The following is a 16,564-nucleotide window of genomic DNA, read 5'->3' as shown; positions in this document are numbered from 1 at the left end:
CGGGAGATGACTTGGAGTCCTCTTCATATTTCTTAAGGAAATCAAGGGAATCTCTAGCATTCCAACAATTAGGGGGATGAATGATTATGTCATTTAAAGTTGCATTTATCGGCGCTGGAAGTATCGGATTTACGAGAGGATTGCTTCGGGATCTGCTGTCTGTGAAGGAGTTCCACGATATTGAGGTGTCTTTTACGGACATAAATGAACACAACCTAAATATGGTGACTGAGCTGTGTCAACGAGATATTCAGGAGAACGGTTTGTCGATTCGTATTCAAGCGACTACCAATCGCCGGGAAGCGCTCAAGGATGCCAAATATGTGATCTGTACGATTCGGGTTGGCGGGCTTGAAGCCTTTGCTTCGGATATAGATATCCCGCTGCAATATGGAGTGGATCAGTGCGTCGGTGATACGCTCTGCGCCGGGGGAATTATGTATGGTCAACGGGGAATTGCAGAAATGCTGAACATTTGCCAGGATATTCGTGAGGTGGCCGCCAAAGACGTGCTGCTGTTAAATTACGCGAATCCGATGGCGATGCTAACTTGGGCCTGCAATAAATACGGCGGTGTGCGGACGATTGGGCTGTGCCACGGAGTACAGGGGGGCCACGCTCAAATCGCTGAAGCGTTCGGGCTGAAGAAGGAAGAGGTCGATATCATTTGTGCGGGGATCAACCATCAGACATGGTATATCCGCATCAGTCATAACGGGGAGGATTTGACTGATAAGCTATTGGAGGCGTTCGAGCAGCATCCTGACTTCTCCAGAACTGAGAAGGTACGGATCGACATGCTTCGCCGATTCGGCTACTACAGCACGGAATCGAATGGGCACTTAAGCGAGTACGTGCCATGGTATCGGAAACGGCCGGAAGAAATCATGGACTGGATTGACCTCGGCAGCTGGATTAACGGCGAGACGGGCGGATATTTACGGGTATGCACAGAAGGACGCAATTGGTTTGAGACGGACTTCCCGAACTGGATGAAGGAGCCGGCGTTTGAATACAAGCCAGAAGAACGAAGCGAGGAGCATGGCTCTTATATTATCGAAGGCTTGGAGACGGGGCGGGTATATCGTGGACATTTTAATGTGATCAACCGCGGCATTATTTCTAATCTGCCGGATGATGCGATTATCGAAGCGCCGGGATATGTGGATGGCAATGGTATTTCGATGCCGCATGTGGGTGATTTGCCGCTTGGGCCTGCGGCGGTATGTAATGTGAGCATTTCCGTACAGCGTTTGGCCGTTGAAGCGGCGGTGCATGGCGACGACAAGCTGCTGCGCCAGGCGTTTATGATGGATCCGCTCGTCGGGGCAGTCTGTAATCCGCCGGAAATTTGGCAGATGGTCGATGATATGCTTATTGCCCAGGAAGCATGGCTGCCGCAGTATGCCGAAGCGATTGCTGCAGCGAAGGAGCGTCAGGCTTCTGCCGAGCGCATTCCTACTCGCGAAGGTTATGCGGGGGCTGCTCGCCAGCATGTGAAGACAGTGGATGAAATGATGGAGGATCGCGAAGCCGCGAACAAAAATGCACGGGAGGCTGATAAAGGGAAGGATCGCGCTTCTCGCGGAGAATAAATCATCCATAAATCATCCGCAATAATCATCGGAACAATTTTAAGGCGCGGACCAAATGAAATCTTGATGCTCTGTTTATGGCAAGCATCAAGATTTTTTATTCTTTCGATAAGGATGAGCTGAGCTGATTGAGCTTCTTATACTCGTTTGGTGTCACACCGACGATGCGTTTGAACAGCTTGTTGAAATAAGACGGGTCAGGATAGCCTACTTCACAGCCGATTTCGTGGATTTTCATGTCAGAGCATGTCTTGAGTAAAAGCTTTGCTTTCTTAAGCCGCACTTCGATCAAGTAATCGGTGATCGTCATACCGGTCTCTTGTTTGAACAGCTTGCTGAGATAGCTCGGGGTCAGGTATACCATGCTGGCCAAGCTGCTAAGCTCTGCTTGCTGATCATAGTTCTTATGAATCCAGTGTTTGACCGCTTCAACGGACCTGTCTGCCATTTGGAGGCGACTTGCACGAATCCTTTCGAGTCCATTAAGAAAAAAGGAGAAGAACAAGCTTTTTATTTCTTCAAAAGCAAGGCAGGACAGTATCTGTTCCTTAAGCTGCTCTTCAATCTCGGAATCATGGAAGGCTCTCCACTCCGGTAGCTCGGCCAAGGCTGCATCGAAGATGAGTCGGCATAATAAAATGATCGATTGCCGAGAGGCCTTGGCTTGTTTGACCTCGCCAAACCATTTCTCCAGGCTGGTCTTAATCTGGGAAATATTCAGTATTTGCATCTGTTCGCTAAGCCTTTCCCTTGTGCTGATGAACAACGCTGTAATATCGGGTTCAGGCTGCAGCAAATCGTCGTAGTGCCAGTAGCTCCAGGCGGAATATTCATAGAGTCCATAATCACAAGCCTGCACCGCTTCGTTGTAGGCTTCGCTTAATTGAGTCACCTGTTGATATGCCCGGCTGGAGCCAACATGGACGAACCCGACGGTAACAAGAGCTGGGCGCAGTTGATCTGCTAGCTCCTTAATGAGCTGAACGCACGGTTCCTGAGAATAGTAGCTAATCATTGAGAGCGTGCCGTCTCCTGTATCCACGATATCGATAGGAACAGCTATGTCTAATACCGCCAGTCTCAGTTGGTCATATAGGAGTTCTATATCGCGACTGCGCAGGGCATGGACAGTAAAGTAAGCAAACTGCAAGTTTAGCTCAGGCAGCTTACTGCAAAGGGAGGTGGAGCTTTTCAAGTAAGAAAGCAGAACTCCGGAGCGGTAGCGCTGCTCTTTATTAAGATTTACTACTCTCTCCTCCTCCAACTCGTAAAGCAGCTTGAATAACTGCTTCTTATTGATTGGCTTGAGCAGGTAATCTACCGCCGAATAGCGAAGCGCCTGACGAGCGTACTCGAAATCGGTGAATCCGCTCATGATAAGGCATCGGATATCAGGCTCAATGGATTTAAGCTGCTTGATCAGCTCTAATCCGTCAACAAGGGGCATCCGAATATCTGTGATAACTACATCTACACTGATTTGTGATGATTCAATAAAACTCAACGCCTCTTGACCATTCGGGAAAATACCGGCCACGATAAATCCAGAGTTCTCTTTATTAATGATTTTGGCAAGTCCTTCACGAATCGAGGCTTCGTCATCGACAATGACGATTCGAAGCATTGGAATCTCTCCCTCCTATAGCCTGTGCTAGTGTTCGTCTTGCAGAAGGCCTGCTATTTTTAATGTGATCGTCGTTCCTTCCCCAGGCTTGCTATCGACGGTTAGGCTTGAGCGGTCACCGTAGTGAAGGCGAATTCTTTCACTAACATTCCGCAGTCCGATGCCGAATTTGTCTGTTTTTCCATCCGTGAGACTGATGTTCAATTGGGTCAATCTTTCTTCATCCATGCCTATGCCGTCGTCGCAAATTTTAAATATCGCATCTACCCCTTCCCGCCAAGCTGTAATCGCGATGGTTCCGGGTTTCTCCTGCTTCTCTAGTCCGTGAAATACTGCGTTCTCTACAATCGGCTGAAAAACTAGCTTAAGAATTGGCAGATGATAGAATGTCTGCGGAACGGAGATTTGAAAGTCTAATTTGTCCGGAAAACGGATTTGCAGCAAGTGCAAATAGTTCTGGACATGGCTTAGCTCCTGTTCAATTGTTACCGTTTCATCACTGCGTGTAATGCTGTATCTTAGCAGCAAACCGAGCAAATAAGTAAGCTCAGCCACACGATCGTCATCATTGAGCTCGGCCAGCATACGGATTGATTCCAGTGTGTTGTATATGAAATGCGGATTGATTTGGTTTTGCAACGCCAGCATATCCGCTTTTTGTTTGCTTTTCTCAGTTTCGTAAACTTCCTGCAGCAGATCCTGAATCCGCTGAATCATGCGGTTGAAGTGACTGCCCAGTCGGCCGATTTCGTCATTGTATTTCACCTCTACCTGAACATCCAGGTTGCCTCGCTGTACCTGTTTCATTAAACGTACGGTGCGAATGAGCGGTTTGGTCAGTGCATACGAAATAATGATTGCTACCGCCAAAGCAAAGAAGATAATGATCAATGTTGTGATCATCAGGGCGTTACGGCTTTGTTTTATGGGAGCGAGCAACTCAGTAAGCGGAATGAAGGTAATTGTTGTCCAGCCGGTGCTTCGAGACACGCTATATACGGAAATATACGGCTGTCCTTCGATTTCCAGCTCGAAGTGGCCGCGCTGACTCGTAGCCTGCAGCAGCAAGGGACTGCCGCTTAAATCTTGGCCTAGCATCGAAGGATCGTGATTGTAAACAACTTTTCCATGCTCGTCGACAATGAAGGTGTTGCCATGAGTAACTGTATTTAACGGCTGGATGATCTCCTCGAACAAACGGATATCTACGTCAATCACGATAATTCCGATGTTCTTCAGCGTACTGACCGATTGGATGGCTCTCATCATGGTGAACACCTGCCGCTGCTCCGTACCGTTGATTCGAATCGGGTGCGTGCCCAGCAGGACTGGGGAGACGCCGGCCTCCTGTGTCCGGGCCTCCCATTCCGCGAGTCTATCCTTGGGATACACCTCGTTGATGCCAGGTTTTTTATTATAAAAAACCGTACCAAAGCGATCGGTCAGATATACCGCCGCAATTTCCTCCTTCATATTTGCCAAGTACATCAGGAACATATGGATACTCGCATTTTTATCCCAATCTGTCCCGCGTTGATCCAAATGCTTCTCTACGTCTTTGTTATAAAGCGGCAGTATGGTGTATCGTTTCAAGTCGGCGATGTAGCGATCCACTTTATCCATGGCGTTGTCGGTCATTTGGCCGGCTGAACTGGTCATATTGTGCAGGATGGAATTGGAGTTTGCTCGGTACGATGAGTAGCTGACATATGTGATCGGGAGAGAGATCAGGAACACGAAAATGATCACCAGCTTTTTTTGCATGGATAGGTTAGCGAAGAGCACCCAAACCTTTCGGAATAAATGGGAAATGAATGCGATCATGGGGCATCGTCCTTCCTGCAGGTGGCTGGTTATTTTACTGCTCCGCTCGTCACGCCTTCAAAAATGTATTTCTGCAGTACAAAGTACAATATCACGGTTGGCAGCAAAATCAATAATATAGCTGCACTGATCAGATTCCAGTCTGCGATGTTGACCCCTTGGAAATGCATGAGCACCGTGGTAACTACACCAAGACTCTGCTTCGGCATATAGAGATACGGGGTGTACATATCATTATAGATGCTGATGGATTTCAGAATGACAAGTGTAGCCGTGGCCGGAGTCAGTAAAGGAAAAATAATGGAGCGGTAAATACGGAATAAAGAGGCTCCTTCTGCCATGGCATTCTCATCGAGATCGACCGGAATGTTGCGGATGAATTGCAGATACAGGATGATTTGAATGACGTCGGCTCCAATGTAGAGAATAATCGGTGCCCCCAGCGTATTATATAGACCGAGCTGTTTAATGATTCCGAATGTTGCAACCTGGGTAGTGATGCTAGGAATAACCGTAGCGAACAGGTAAGCTCCAAACACAGCTTTTTTCAATTTGAACGAAAATCTGCCCAGCACGTAAGCGACCATCGTTCCGAAGATGATGTTAAAAACGAGAGCAACGCAAATAATGATTAACGTGTTACTGAAGCCATTCAGCAAACCACCCCGTTCAAAAACGACCTTAAAGTTGTCGAAGTTAAAAAAGCTGTTAGGCAGCGCCATTGTACTGGCCGTATTGAACTCATCGCTAGATTTAAACGAGTTTACGATGATGACATAGGGGGGAAACAGAACCATAAATACTCCGATTAGCAGGGAAAGGTATTTGATGATGTCCAATCCGTTAAATTTTTTGGTGCTCATTTGCTGCTACCTCCTCTGCTAAGCACGAATTGCTGAAGTCCGACCACAATAATGACAAAGAACAAGAGAATGATGCTCATGGCCGAGGCCAGACCGTAATGATTGTAGGCAAAAGCGGTCTCTACCACGCGTTGTACGTAGGTTTGGGATGCTCCGGCCGGGCCGCCCTTGGTCAGTACGAATGGCAGGTCGAATACCTCTAGCGCCCCGGTCACGGTGAGGAACAAATTGAGCTGGATGACCGGTTTCATGTTGGGCAGCGTAATTCGCCAGAAGGTTTGCCAGGCGTTCGCTCCGTCAATTTTTGCTGCTTCATAAATATCGCGGGGGATAGCCTGCAGGGAGGCGATGTAAATGACCATGTTATAGCCCATGAACCTCCATAGGCCGGTAGAAGCTAGCGAATAGTTGACCAGTCCGGGGGTGCCGAGCCAGCTTGTTTCGCCTAGCTTTGTCAACCCGATACTTTGCAGCAGCAGGTTGAGCGAGCCTTGCGTTGTATCGAACACGTAACCGAACATGAAGGCTACCGCGACGCCGTTCATAATATAAGGAAGAAACAACAGTAGCCGGAACACATTCCTTCCCCGTAGCCTGCCATTCAGAATAACGGCGAAATAAATAGCCACGATATTCTGGACGATCCCCATGACAAAATAGGCGAAGTTATGGGTGAAGACGCCAAAAATATCTGGATTGGAGAATACTTCTTTATAATTATTCAGCCCTACCCAGGGTTTTTCCGGGCTATAGCCGTCCCAGTCGGTGAAGCTGAACCAGACCAGCTTGAGGGCTGGATAGTAGGTGAAGAGGAGCAGGAGGGCCACTGGTATAAGCAAAAAGGAAAAGATAATGATGTTTTTCTGCGTTTTGTAAGATAAGGTTCCGAACATGCTTGTATCCCTTCTTTCTGTCCGCTTAATTGACAGCAAAATGGATTATCGTCAAACCGATAACCCATTTTGCGAGATGTTCAAGGTTCTGCTAAATGAGGAATATATTAATATCCGAGATCCTGTTTGGCCTTGGCCCACGCTTTATTCCATTTATCGAGTACGGTTTGCGGGTCTTTCGCCAGTACGAATTCCTGGGCAATGGCTGGCAAATCAATTTGAGCCTTGTTGGAAATTTCGATCACCATCGGATCGTCCGGCATGCCTTCCTGGAGTTCTACCCCGGTAGCCTGGAACTCCGCAAGCTGGGTCAGCTTGGATTCGCGGCCTTCAAGAGGTGAGATGAATCCAGCGAAATCCTCATACCCGGATTCCTCCAGCATCCAGGTCAAGAATGCTTTGGTAGCTTCTAAATTTTTGCTATCTTTGCTTACAGCATAGAAAAAGTCCGGGTTAAAGGCTGCTCGGATATCACCGGAGTTGTCAAAAGGAAGCGGGAAGAATCCGATGTTGTCCGATTCGGCTCCAACGCCGATGACTTGGTTGATGACCCAATTACCTAGGAAGTACATACCCATCTTACCGTTTGCTAAGTCTTTCTTGGATTGCTCCCAGTTGGTAGAGTTGATATCCTTCTCCAGGTACCTTCTCAGCAAGGGTTCTCAGCAGCGACATCGCCTTGCCATATCCGTTGTCCATCGTGAATGGCGCATCCATATTTAATCTGGTGTTCGGGAAGTCTTTGTTGTTCTCGATCACTCTTGGCATATCGAACACCCAACTGCTCAGTGGCCATTTGTCTTTAAAGTTGGATGAGAGCAGGATAACACCGTTTTGCTTCAACTTCTCGCAGGCCTCGAGGAATTCATCCCATGTTTTTGGGATCTCGGTAATCCCGGCATCGGCGAACGCTTTTTTGTTATACACGATTCCAGATGTTGAGTTCCCTGTCGTTATTCCGTAGAGCTTGCCGTCATAAGATTTGAAGTCTTTAAAGGTTATTTCAGCGCTTAAATCCAGTTCATCGAGCGGTGCAAAATATTTTGGCAGGTCGGAATTCGGAATATCCGGGATAAACATAAGGTCAGGAAGCTCTCCGCTGGCCATACGTACCTTGATTTGCTGATTGTAATCCGTTTGGCTCGCTTCAAATTCAATTTCGATGTCAGGATACTTCTCGTTGAAGCGTTTGACGTACTCGTCGTATTCTTTTCCGATCATGTCTGTCCGGTTGGTGAGGAAAGTTACCTTTCCGCTTAGCTTCGCTGGGGTGTCTTTGTCGGCCGAAACTGGCTCTACTGAGCTGCTGGAACCATTGTTAGCTGTAGCATTTTTATTGTTGCTGGAATTGCTCTTGCTTCCGCTACACCCTGTCAGTGCTGTGGTTAAAACAAATACCATCATAAATGCGATGATTAAGCCTCTCTTATTCATCCTGTTATCGCCCCTTTATTGTTTTTTTGACAGCGCTTACAGTTGAATTGTATCTCTTCATTACTTCAGGTTAAATGTACTGTGTTGCTATTTATTGTCTTAAATTGGCTTGTTGTTGGCATTGAGGAGCCGTTTAGTCGTTAGGGAATTTTGTTTTATATTAAAAATAACAAAATGATAACAAATAACTTCGATAATGTAATATAATAAATCATAATTCAAGTGGAGGAAAGAAGAACTTGAATAAAAGATGTGAAATAACAAAGTCAGGAAAATTTTAATTACGTTTATTGTATGGAGGACTTATGAGCATTCAACAGAAGGTATTGAATCAATGGAGTTTTAAAGCTTGTGACGAGACGGACTGGTTCACCGCCACAGTTCCAGGCACCGTGCATACTGATTTGCTGCGGCATGGTCTGATTTCAGACCCGTTCTACGGCACGAATGAACATGATTTACAATGGATCGATAAGAAGGATTGGGAATACAAGTCAAGCTTCGAGCTGCCGGAAGGGTGGCAGGATTTGCCCCGGATTGAGCTTGTGTTTGACGGTTTGGATACATATGCGGACATCTATGTGAACGAGCAGCATGTGCTGTCTGCCGATAATATGTTCAGAGCCTGGCGGATGGATGTCAAGGAGCAACTGACTGCAGGAAATAATGAAATACTCATTAGATTCCGTTCGCCGATTATGGAGGACTTGCCTAAGCTGGCAGAGCTTGGATATGCTCTGCCAGCAGCGAATGACCAATCTGAGTTGGGCGGTATAGAGGAGCAGAAGGTCAGTATTTTTGCCCGCAAAGCACCGTATCATTATGGATGGGATTGGGGGCCGCGATTCGTGACCAGCGGCATATGGCGAGAGGTTCGTCTGGAGGCGTGGTCAGTTCCGAAAATTAGCGACCTGTATATTCAACAGGATGAGGTAAGCGCTGACAAGGCTAAACTGACGGCCGTCGTTGAAGTCAATGCGGTATCAGCCTGGAGTGGAAGCCTGCGCATTAGTACGGAGGATATGAGCTGGGAACAAGAGGTCGATCTCCAGCCTGGGCTGCAAACGATAACGTTGGATCTTGAGGTTGCTAAACCAAGACTATGGTGGTGCCGTGGACTTGGTGAACCATCCCTGTATGCATTCCGTGCGGCTTTGCTGCAGGATGAGAAGGTTATTTCCGAGAAAATCATAAGAACAGGCTTGCGCAAGATTGAGTTAATTCGCGAGAAGGATGAGGCAGGAACGTCTTTCTTTTTTAAATTAAACGGGGTGCGTGTATTCATTAAAGGCGCTAACCACATTCCAAATGACAGCTTCACAACAGAGGTCACACGGGAGCGTTATCGCCATGAAATTGCCTCGGCGGTGGAGAGTAATATGAACATGCTGCGCGTGTGGGGTGGAGGAATCTATGAAGAGGATATTTTTTATGAGCTGTGCGATGAATATGGCCTGCTAGTCTGGCAGGATTTCATGTTTGCCTGCAGTATGTATCCAGGGGACGAGGCCTTCCTTAAGAATGTGGCCGCTGAAGCAGAATATAACGTGAAGCGTCTACGGAATCATCCATCTATCGCCCTGTGGTGCGGAAATAACGAGATTGATTCTGCTTGGGCGCATTATTCCTGGGGTACAGGCTGGGGCTGGAAGGAGAAATTTGAGAGCTCTGAGATTAGGGAGAAAATTTGGGCTGATTATGAGGCGGTGTTTCACCAAATTCTGCCTGATGCCGTGAATGAATGGGCACCTGGCACTGATTACTGGCCGTCCTCTCCACTGCGCAGTTTGACCGGCGATGAGAATCAGCATGCGACTCAGGTAACCGGGGAAGGGGACGTTCACTATTGGGGTGTGTGGCACGCGGTAGAGCCATTTGATAACTATAATAAAAAAGTTGGCCGATTCATGAGTGAATATGGGTTTCAGTCCTTTCCTGAACTGGATACCGTACTGAAATACGCGCCGGAACAGCAACTGGAGCTGGAGTCCAAGGTTATGCTGGCTCACCAGAAGAATGGCCGAGGGAATCAGTTGATCAAGGAATATATGGAACAATATTTGCCAGAACCGCGAGATTTCAAGTCATTCCTGTATATGAGCCAAATTTTGCAGGCGCAGGCAATCGAAACAGCGATCGAAGCACATCGCAGGAATAAGCCTTACTGCATGGGAACGCTGTATTGGCAAATGAATGACTGCTGGCCTGTCGCTTCCTGGGCGGGTATGGATTACTATGGCCGCTGGAAGGCTTTGCAGTATACGGTTCGTCGAAGCTTCCGGGATGTTATGCTTTCGGTTGACGGTACGCAGGAAGGGGAGATAGCGGTTTATCTAATCTCCGATCAGCAGCAGCCTGTTGAAGGAATTTTGAAGCTAAGCCTGTATGATTTTGGCGGTCAACTGCTGCATATGATGAAACAAGAGGTTGCTGTCGGTGCCGATGCTGCAGACAAAGTGTTTACTGCTGGAACAGAAGAGTTACTGGGAACTTATGATCCCAAGTGTGTCGTTTTACTTGTTCAATTGGAACAGGCTGGTGTTGTGTTGGATAGTAAGCATTTTTACTTTGCATCTTTCCGCGAGATTGAGCTGCCGGATGCTGAGATTACCATCGAAGAGGTTCCGGGAAGCGGTGGCACGTCCTTTACGCTTCAAAGTGATAGTCTTGCAAGGCAAGTATGGGTGTTGGCGGAGGAAGAGGGAATTTTCTCCGATAACTTCTTCGATCTTATTCCGGGCTTGCCGCACACCGTGACCTTTCAGCGCCGCAGTTCCGGCGATAAAGCATTTGTTCAGGATAAGCCGGGGATGCTGACGGTAAGATCCATGAAGAATTTTATAGCATAGTGCTTGCGGCATTGGCTGGAATCAGGTCTAGCTTGAGATTGTAAATTAAGATTGTAAAGAGCCCAGAAACGAAGTTTTTATGTTGTTTATATCGAGCCCTAAGCACTGAGAGCCTGCGCTCCAGGTGCTTGGGGCTTTTAGTGTTGAACCCTCATTCCAGCAGTCCCAAGGATTCATATACTTTCTGTGAGACGATACCGTTCGGAATGAGCCCATGTTCCTTCTGGTATCGTTTCAAGGCAGCTGTCGTATCGGTTCGGAATTTGCCATTGCAAACTCCATTGAAATATCCAGCGCTTTTCAGCCGGGATTGGATCAGTTGAACTTCTCCTCCGACATCGCCTTCGGCTAAAGCTCTGGGGTCATGCTCGGCGTTGCCCAGCACGTGTCCGAATATGATTACTTTGGTGCCGATCGGAATCATATCATACAGTTCGATTACATCTCTGTTACGCATCCGTATGCAGCCGTGGCTTAAGTGCTGTCCAATGGAATTAGGCTTATTCGTGCCATGAATGCCGTAGGTTCCCCAGGGGACATTCAATCCTAGCCAACGAGGGCCAAAGGATGGCCCCCAATCGGTTCCCTTGTAAATGACTTTGTACTCGCCGACAGGGGTAGGTGTGGCCGGATTTCCGACAGCAATAGGATATGTCTTGAACTTTTGCCCTTGCGCACGCACGATAAGTTGGTGATACTGCGGATAGATTTCAATCGTATAAAGCCCTTCGTCCGCCACAATAGGCAGTGAGGGGTCATGATGTACGGCTGCGTGTGAGAAAGATCCCCAGATTGTCATTCCCAATACAATAAGAGAACAAATGAATAAAGCTGGCTTGAACGACAAGCTACATTTGCTTTTGGTTTTTAGAATCATGAATTCACCATAGGATGTTTTATGCTAGTTTGTACTTAAGTTTGACTTTCATACGGTACGTGAAAAATAAAGGAAAGGAGAGCTTTCGCTCTCCTTCCTCAATAAGACTTCCTATTCAATGAATCCAGCTTGCCGCAGGAATTGACGAAGCGCTGCCGCCGCTGTCTCTCGCGTAGTTGGCGCATTAGGCCGGAAACTCTGGCCATTGTCGTTATGATCGCCGCTGATGATGCCTGCGGCAGATAGCATCTTGATATTTTCTAATGCGTAGCCGGCTATGCTCGCTTCATCTTTGTAAGCTTGTATAGACGGATTGCTTATCTTGAGCTCAGTACCTGTTAGTTTCAAAGCCCGGGCCAAAATGGCGCTCAGTTCCTGGCGGGTTACATGGGCATTCGGCGAGAATTTGTCTTGGCCTGTGCCCTGGATTAGCCCTGCCTCATAAGCCGCCGCGACATCACTTGCATACCAAGCGTTGGAGGACACATCCGAAAATGTTATGGTCCCAGTGGCTTGAAGTCCCAACGATCTTACAAGCAGGGAGGTGAACTCGGCGCGCGTCAAGTTGTTGTTCGGTGAGAATGTCTCGGCAGAGGTTCCCTGAATTATAAATTTGTTGGCTAATGCCGCTATATCAGATGCTGCCCAGGAGTTGGCAATATCCTTGAAATGAATGGAACGTTCTACGGCGGCATATACGGAAAAGCCGGGACGGCTAACCGTTACTAACGTCGAATCGTCCGCTTGTGCCTTCATTACGGAAGCGATTGGGCGAATGATGCCGTTGCTTTCATAGAGGACGCCTGCCTGGTTAGCCCCGATGCTGCCTGGAATGGTGAAGGAGCGTTTGATGAATACATTGCTTGGGGCTTCAACGGATTTTTTTGCTGAGCCAACAATCCAATTTGCTTCGAATGAAACAGGAGAACCAATTACCGTCGCACCGGAAGCGTTGGCACTGAATTTAGATTTGTCGGAATCCGCCTGCGAAATATGAAATTCGAGCTCAGCACCAGACGGAGCCGAATTTAGCAGGGAAACTGGCACTGCAACAGCAGAGCCTTCAAAGCTTATAACGATCGTGCTCTTTGCGTTCAATTTTTCTGTCAATTGCTTGAGCTGACTAGTGGTAAACCTTACTTGGCCGTGATGCTGATCATTATCTGGAACCGGGATGGTCAGTGCTGCTGCCTCATTGTTGATGGAGGATAATGCCGCTTTTAATTCATCGTCAGTAATAGATAATGCCGAGGAGCTCTTCGTATTATCAGCGCTTGGTACGACGATGATTTGCTTCTGGCCTTGCTCGACTACCGCTGCTGCTGCTGCTGATGGCTCAGCTTCGGCGGCTTGATCCGGCGCAGGCTTGGCTGGTTCTGGTGATGGAACCGCTCCACCAGTGCCTCCGGGTGCAGCTCCGCCATCGCCACCACCGCGACTACCGCTACCGCCAGTGCCTCCACCCTGGCTGCTTCTGCTAAGGTCTACTCGCAAGGAAGATGAAGCTTTATATGTGATTTCTTTTTCCCCCTCCTTAACAAAACTCCCATCGGGGGCGATCTGAGCTGCTAAAACTAAAATATTATATTTTCCGGTGTTGAGTTGTGCTGTAGTTCCAATTAACTTGCCGTCAGCGTCAACCGGGTAATACGTTCCGTTTATGCCAGGAACAGTATATACTCCTGGCGCAAAACGCTCATTCAGATCATCAGTTGCCTCGGCAGCAACATACCCCAGCAGCTGCTCCTTTAAATTTAAGACTGCAACTATATAATAATTTGTATCTGTTGCCGTCAATCTAAAACTGAGGTCTGTTGATTTCTGGCTGCTCCTCTTTGGATAAATGGTCGAGTGTGTCAACTTCGCTTCCTGAATGCCAAGCCCGTTCTCGGGCTGCTGATTGCCTACATATAAGGTGAAAGGTAAATGTAGTGTAGGTTGCCCTGGGCTGGTCAGGTTTACTTGACCCTGGTAAAAACCTTCTTTTGCATGATTTGCAACACGTAAGTCTAGTTGCAACACAGCGGCTGATTTAGCAGCTGCTGTAATGGTGCTTTTATCAAGCGAAACATCTACACCTGAATGATCCTGATGCCATTCTACGGAAGCATCATAAGTTACCGCCTGACCTGAGGTGTTCTTGAGCTGCAGATTTTTGACCGCGACTCCTCCTTTAGCGATCACACCAAAGCTTGCAGAGGAATTGTAGTTAATGACGTTTTTCGGCGAATAATTCGTGTCCAGGATTGTAATCGGTTCAAGAGCCTGCAGCAATGCTGGGGTCTTGATCGCATTACTAACATTTACACGTCCGGCTCCCTGCTTGTATACATCATATCGATTGTTATTTTCATCTCGAATGATATCTGCCGTATTAGCAAGCGCAGCCCGTACATCAAACGGTGTCCAATCAGGGTGCTGCTGCTTGAGAAGAAGCGCTAAGCCCGATACATAAGGGGCAGACATACTAGTGCCGTTGGAGCGCATATAAGCCTCTTCATAGGAAATGTTCGAATCTTTTTTGCCATACGCCGGATAAGTGGACAAAATATTTACGCCTGGCGCCATGACATCCGGCTTGATGCTCAGGTTCGCGTCCGCATTTGGCCCCCAAGAGGAAAAGCTGGCCAAAATGTCGCCGCGCATCGTTTTAAGTTCGTAATTAGCCCCGAAGGCAAACTGGAGGGATAAGTCCGAATGTTTCAAAATAGCTTTTGCTAGAGCACGTCCTTCTTTTCCCTTCATATCAAACGCTGGTATAAACAGCTGATTGTCGCCAAGCGTGGTGTCGATATAGCCGTCTCTATCTGGGATGGACTCATTTAAATTCGCCTGATTGCCGTCATCTATCCCATTGAAAATAACGATGGCTTTAGCACCGAACATTCCGGCATAAGCTACTTTTTCCGTAAAAGATAATTTGCCTCTTGAAGCCAACACGACTTTACCGGCCACATCCTTGTTTTCATAGTCGTTTACACCGCCCAGGCCTACATAAACAACATCGATTGGATCGGAACCGAGAATTGCACCCAAGTCCTCTCTGCCGGTTTGCCAGCCGAAGGCAATCAGATCGGTTGTTTCATAGGTGCTTAACGTGGCTGAAGTCGGAACGGCGGTATAAGTCGCATCTGTTGCGGATGTGGATTTATCTACGAATTGATAAGACAGCTTATTTTGGTACAGTCTGCTCTCGCTCGTAACCGCACCAACTGCTATCGCCAGCTGTGAAGTCGCGGGGGAACCCATTGTGTAGTATCCAGGTCCGGCATTGCCGTTGGCGGAAACGACGATTACACCTGACAAGACAGCGTTATTAACCGCGATGGCATCCGGAGAGTTGACGTTCTTCTCTTCGTCTGACCCTAGGGACAGATTGATGACGTCCATGCCATCCTTGACTGCTCGTTCAATTCCATCAATAAGCTGCGCGGTTGTACCGGAAGCAGAATTAGGATTTTTTAAGCTGCGCCCGAGAACCTTATAAGCATAGAGCTCGGCCTCGTAGGCAACCCCTTTCTGGGCGATACTTCCGGATGTATTAGCTCCTCTGCCGACGAGGATCCCCGCAACATGGGTTCCATGAAATGTACCATCGAATCCCTCTCCATAAGGGTCATCAGCGGGCGTTAGCGGGATCTCTTCATAGGGATCATCATCATTGTAGAAAGAATCATAGCCCCCTTTATAAGCATCCTTCAAATCGGGATGTTCATAGTCAACCCCGGTATCGACAACGCCGACCTTGAGGCCTTTGCCTGTGAATCCTTGAGCCCAGGCGATATCGGCTCCAATTTGCTTCAGCGGCGTATCATCATAGTTGATAGCCTCGTCTAAAGTGGTGGAAGCAATCGGAATAGGATACCAAGTGCTATTCTCTTGAATAGATTTGACTCCTGGAATTTGGGCAAGGGAAGGGATTTCGTTGGCAGGAATCGTGATTTCAAAGCCGTTAAGTACCGTGTTGTACTGATAATTGACATGCAGATCCAGTCCTTGTTCCTTGGCCTCTTTGAGGAAATCCTGCTGTTCATTGCGAACGGCCGACTCAGTCGCTGTTGCTGCGAGTGAACGAATACCGACTCTCGCCGCATATTTGCCCACAGCGGCAGGCTGGCCATCGAGTTGAACGATGACTCGAATCTTACTTTGGGAACTGGTATCAATATTCGGTGAAATGTATGTCTCTGTCGTTTCTGATTGATATACGAGATCATCAAATGATTGCAGTGATGGTACAGTTGATGCGGCAGCGCTCCCCCCGCCAGGGAAAGCTCCGAGCAGTAACCCAAAAGCTAGAATAACAATAGACCATTTATGAAACCAAAAACCTTTTCTCAAATAACTCCCTCCACTTGGCTACTAAATTTGGATTTAAATCCAGGTTCAGCTTAATGTCACATGTTGAGCTTATTCGTAGAACGATATCAGTCCTCCTCATGCTCTATTTTGTGAAGAAACGATAGATTAGTAGGAAAAAAATACTAATGAAGATTTTACCATCGTTAATAGAGAATTGCCATATATTCTCGTAGAAAGAGAGTAAGGAATGTTGTATGTTTTTGTCACATTATCGGATATAATGAAATAATCTAATAAAAAGGG

The 16,564-nt window shown here is 47.5% G+C and carries 10 protein-coding genes; 2 read left to right on the top strand and 8 right to left on the bottom strand.

The features are described 5' to 3' along the window. Window positions 1-86: 86 nt before the first annotated feature. Complete coding sequence (gene melA, locus EIM92_RS21320) at window positions 87-1,595, top strand: alpha-glucosidase/alpha-galactosidase (protein WP_125084557.1); 1,509 nt, start codon at window positions 87-89, stop codon at window positions 1,593-1,595. Window positions 1,596-1,692: 97 nt separating this feature from the next. Here the strand turns inward: melA and EIM92_RS21315 are convergent, their stop codons facing one another. The 6 genes from EIM92_RS21315 to EIM92_RS24545 all read right to left on the bottom strand — a co-directional run bounded on the left by EIM92_RS21315 (window position 1,693) and on the right by EIM92_RS24545 (window position 8,233). Further along, window positions 1,693-3,219: a response regulator gene (locus EIM92_RS21315; protein WP_125084556.1), complete on the bottom strand. Its 1,527-nt coding sequence runs from the start codon at window positions 3,217-3,219 to the stop codon at window positions 1,693-1,695. 27 nt (window positions 3,220-3,246) lie between these two features. Beyond that, a complete protein-coding gene (locus EIM92_RS21310; protein WP_125084555.1) occupies window positions 3,247-5,043 on the bottom strand; it encodes a cache domain-containing sensor histidine kinase in 1,797 nt (598 codons plus the stop codon). A gap of 29 nt (window positions 5,044-5,072) precedes the next feature. After that, a complete protein-coding gene (locus EIM92_RS21305) occupies window positions 5,073-5,906 on the bottom strand; it encodes a carbohydrate ABC transporter permease (protein ID WP_125084554.1) in 834 nt (277 codons plus the stop codon). Beyond that, window positions 5,903-6,799, bottom strand: coding sequence for a carbohydrate ABC transporter permease (locus EIM92_RS21300; RefSeq protein WP_125084553.1), 897 nt, complete (start codon window positions 6,797-6,799; stop codon window positions 5,903-5,905). The genes EIM92_RS21305 and EIM92_RS21300 overlap by 4 nt, the downstream gene beginning before the upstream one ends. A 107-nt stretch (window positions 6,800-6,906) precedes the next feature. Beyond that, on the bottom strand, window positions 6,907-7,455 hold the full coding sequence (locus EIM92_RS24550; RefSeq protein WP_281279642.1) for an extracellular solute-binding protein: 549 nt from the start codon (window positions 7,453-7,455) through the stop codon (window positions 6,907-6,909). Next, complete coding sequence (locus tag EIM92_RS24545) at window positions 7,379-8,233, bottom strand: ABC transporter substrate-binding protein (protein ID WP_281279641.1); 855 nt, start codon at window positions 8,231-8,233, stop codon at window positions 7,379-7,381. Before EIM92_RS24545 ends, EIM92_RS24550 begins: the two co-directional genes overlap by 77 nt. Window positions 8,234-8,538: 305 nt before the next feature. On the opposite strand from EIM92_RS24545, the gene EIM92_RS21290 reads away from it, so the two are divergent. Then, on the top strand, window positions 8,539-11,082 hold the full coding sequence (locus EIM92_RS21290) for a beta-mannosidase (RefSeq protein ID WP_125084552.1): 2,544 nt from the start codon (window positions 8,539-8,541) through the stop codon (window positions 11,080-11,082). Between the two features lie 151 nt (window positions 11,083-11,233). Here the strand turns inward: EIM92_RS21290 and EIM92_RS21285 are convergent, their stop codons facing one another. Beyond that, window positions 11,234-11,881 (bottom strand): L,D-transpeptidase family protein, encoded by a 648-nt coding sequence (locus tag EIM92_RS21285; protein ID WP_211344482.1) that lies wholly within the window; start codon window positions 11,879-11,881, stop codon window positions 11,234-11,236. A 189-nt stretch (window positions 11,882-12,070) separates the two neighbouring features. Next, window positions 12,071-16,300, bottom strand: a complete 4,230-nt coding sequence (locus tag EIM92_RS21280) for a S8 family serine peptidase (RefSeq protein WP_125084550.1) — start codon at window positions 16,298-16,300, stop codon at window positions 12,071-12,073. Between the last annotated feature and the right edge of the window lie 264 nt (window positions 16,301-16,564).

The sequence above is a fragment of the Paenibacillus lentus genome, from assembly GCF_003931855.1.
GTDB classification, from domain to species: Bacteria; Bacillota; Bacilli; order Paenibacillales; family Paenibacillaceae; genus Fontibacillus; species Fontibacillus lentus.
This window is presented reverse-complemented; position numbering and strand designations above follow the sequence as displayed.

Bases quoted from the DNA above. Each gene is read 5' to 3' on its own strand.
- EIM92_RS21300 (WP_125084553.1), bottom strand. From the start codon at position 6,799: ATGTTCGGAACCTTATCTTACAAAACGCAGAAAAACATCATTATCTTT.
- melA (WP_125084557.1), top strand. From the start codon at position 87: ATGTCATTTAAAGTTGCATTTATCGGCGCTGGAAGTATCGGATTTACG.
- EIM92_RS24545 (WP_281279641.1), bottom strand. From the start codon at position 8,233: ATGAATAAGAGAGGCTTAATCATCGCATTTATGATGGTATTTGTTTTA.
- EIM92_RS21290 (WP_125084552.1), top strand. From the start codon at position 8,539: ATGAGCATTCAACAGAAGGTATTGAATCAATGGAGTTTTAAAGCTTGT.
- EIM92_RS21285 (WP_211344482.1), bottom strand. From the start codon at position 11,881: ATGACAATCTGGGGATCTTTCTCACACGCAGCCGTACATCATGACCCC.
- EIM92_RS21305 (WP_125084554.1), bottom strand. From the start codon at position 5,906: ATGAGCACCAAAAAATTTAACGGATTGGACATCATCAAATACCTTTCC.
- EIM92_RS21310 (WP_125084555.1), bottom strand. From the start codon at position 5,043: ATGATCGCATTCATTTCCCATTTATTCCGAAAGGTTTGGGTGCTCTTC.
- EIM92_RS21315 (WP_125084556.1), bottom strand. From the start codon at position 3,219: ATGCTTCGAATCGTCATTGTCGATGACGAAGCCTCGATTCGTGAAGGA.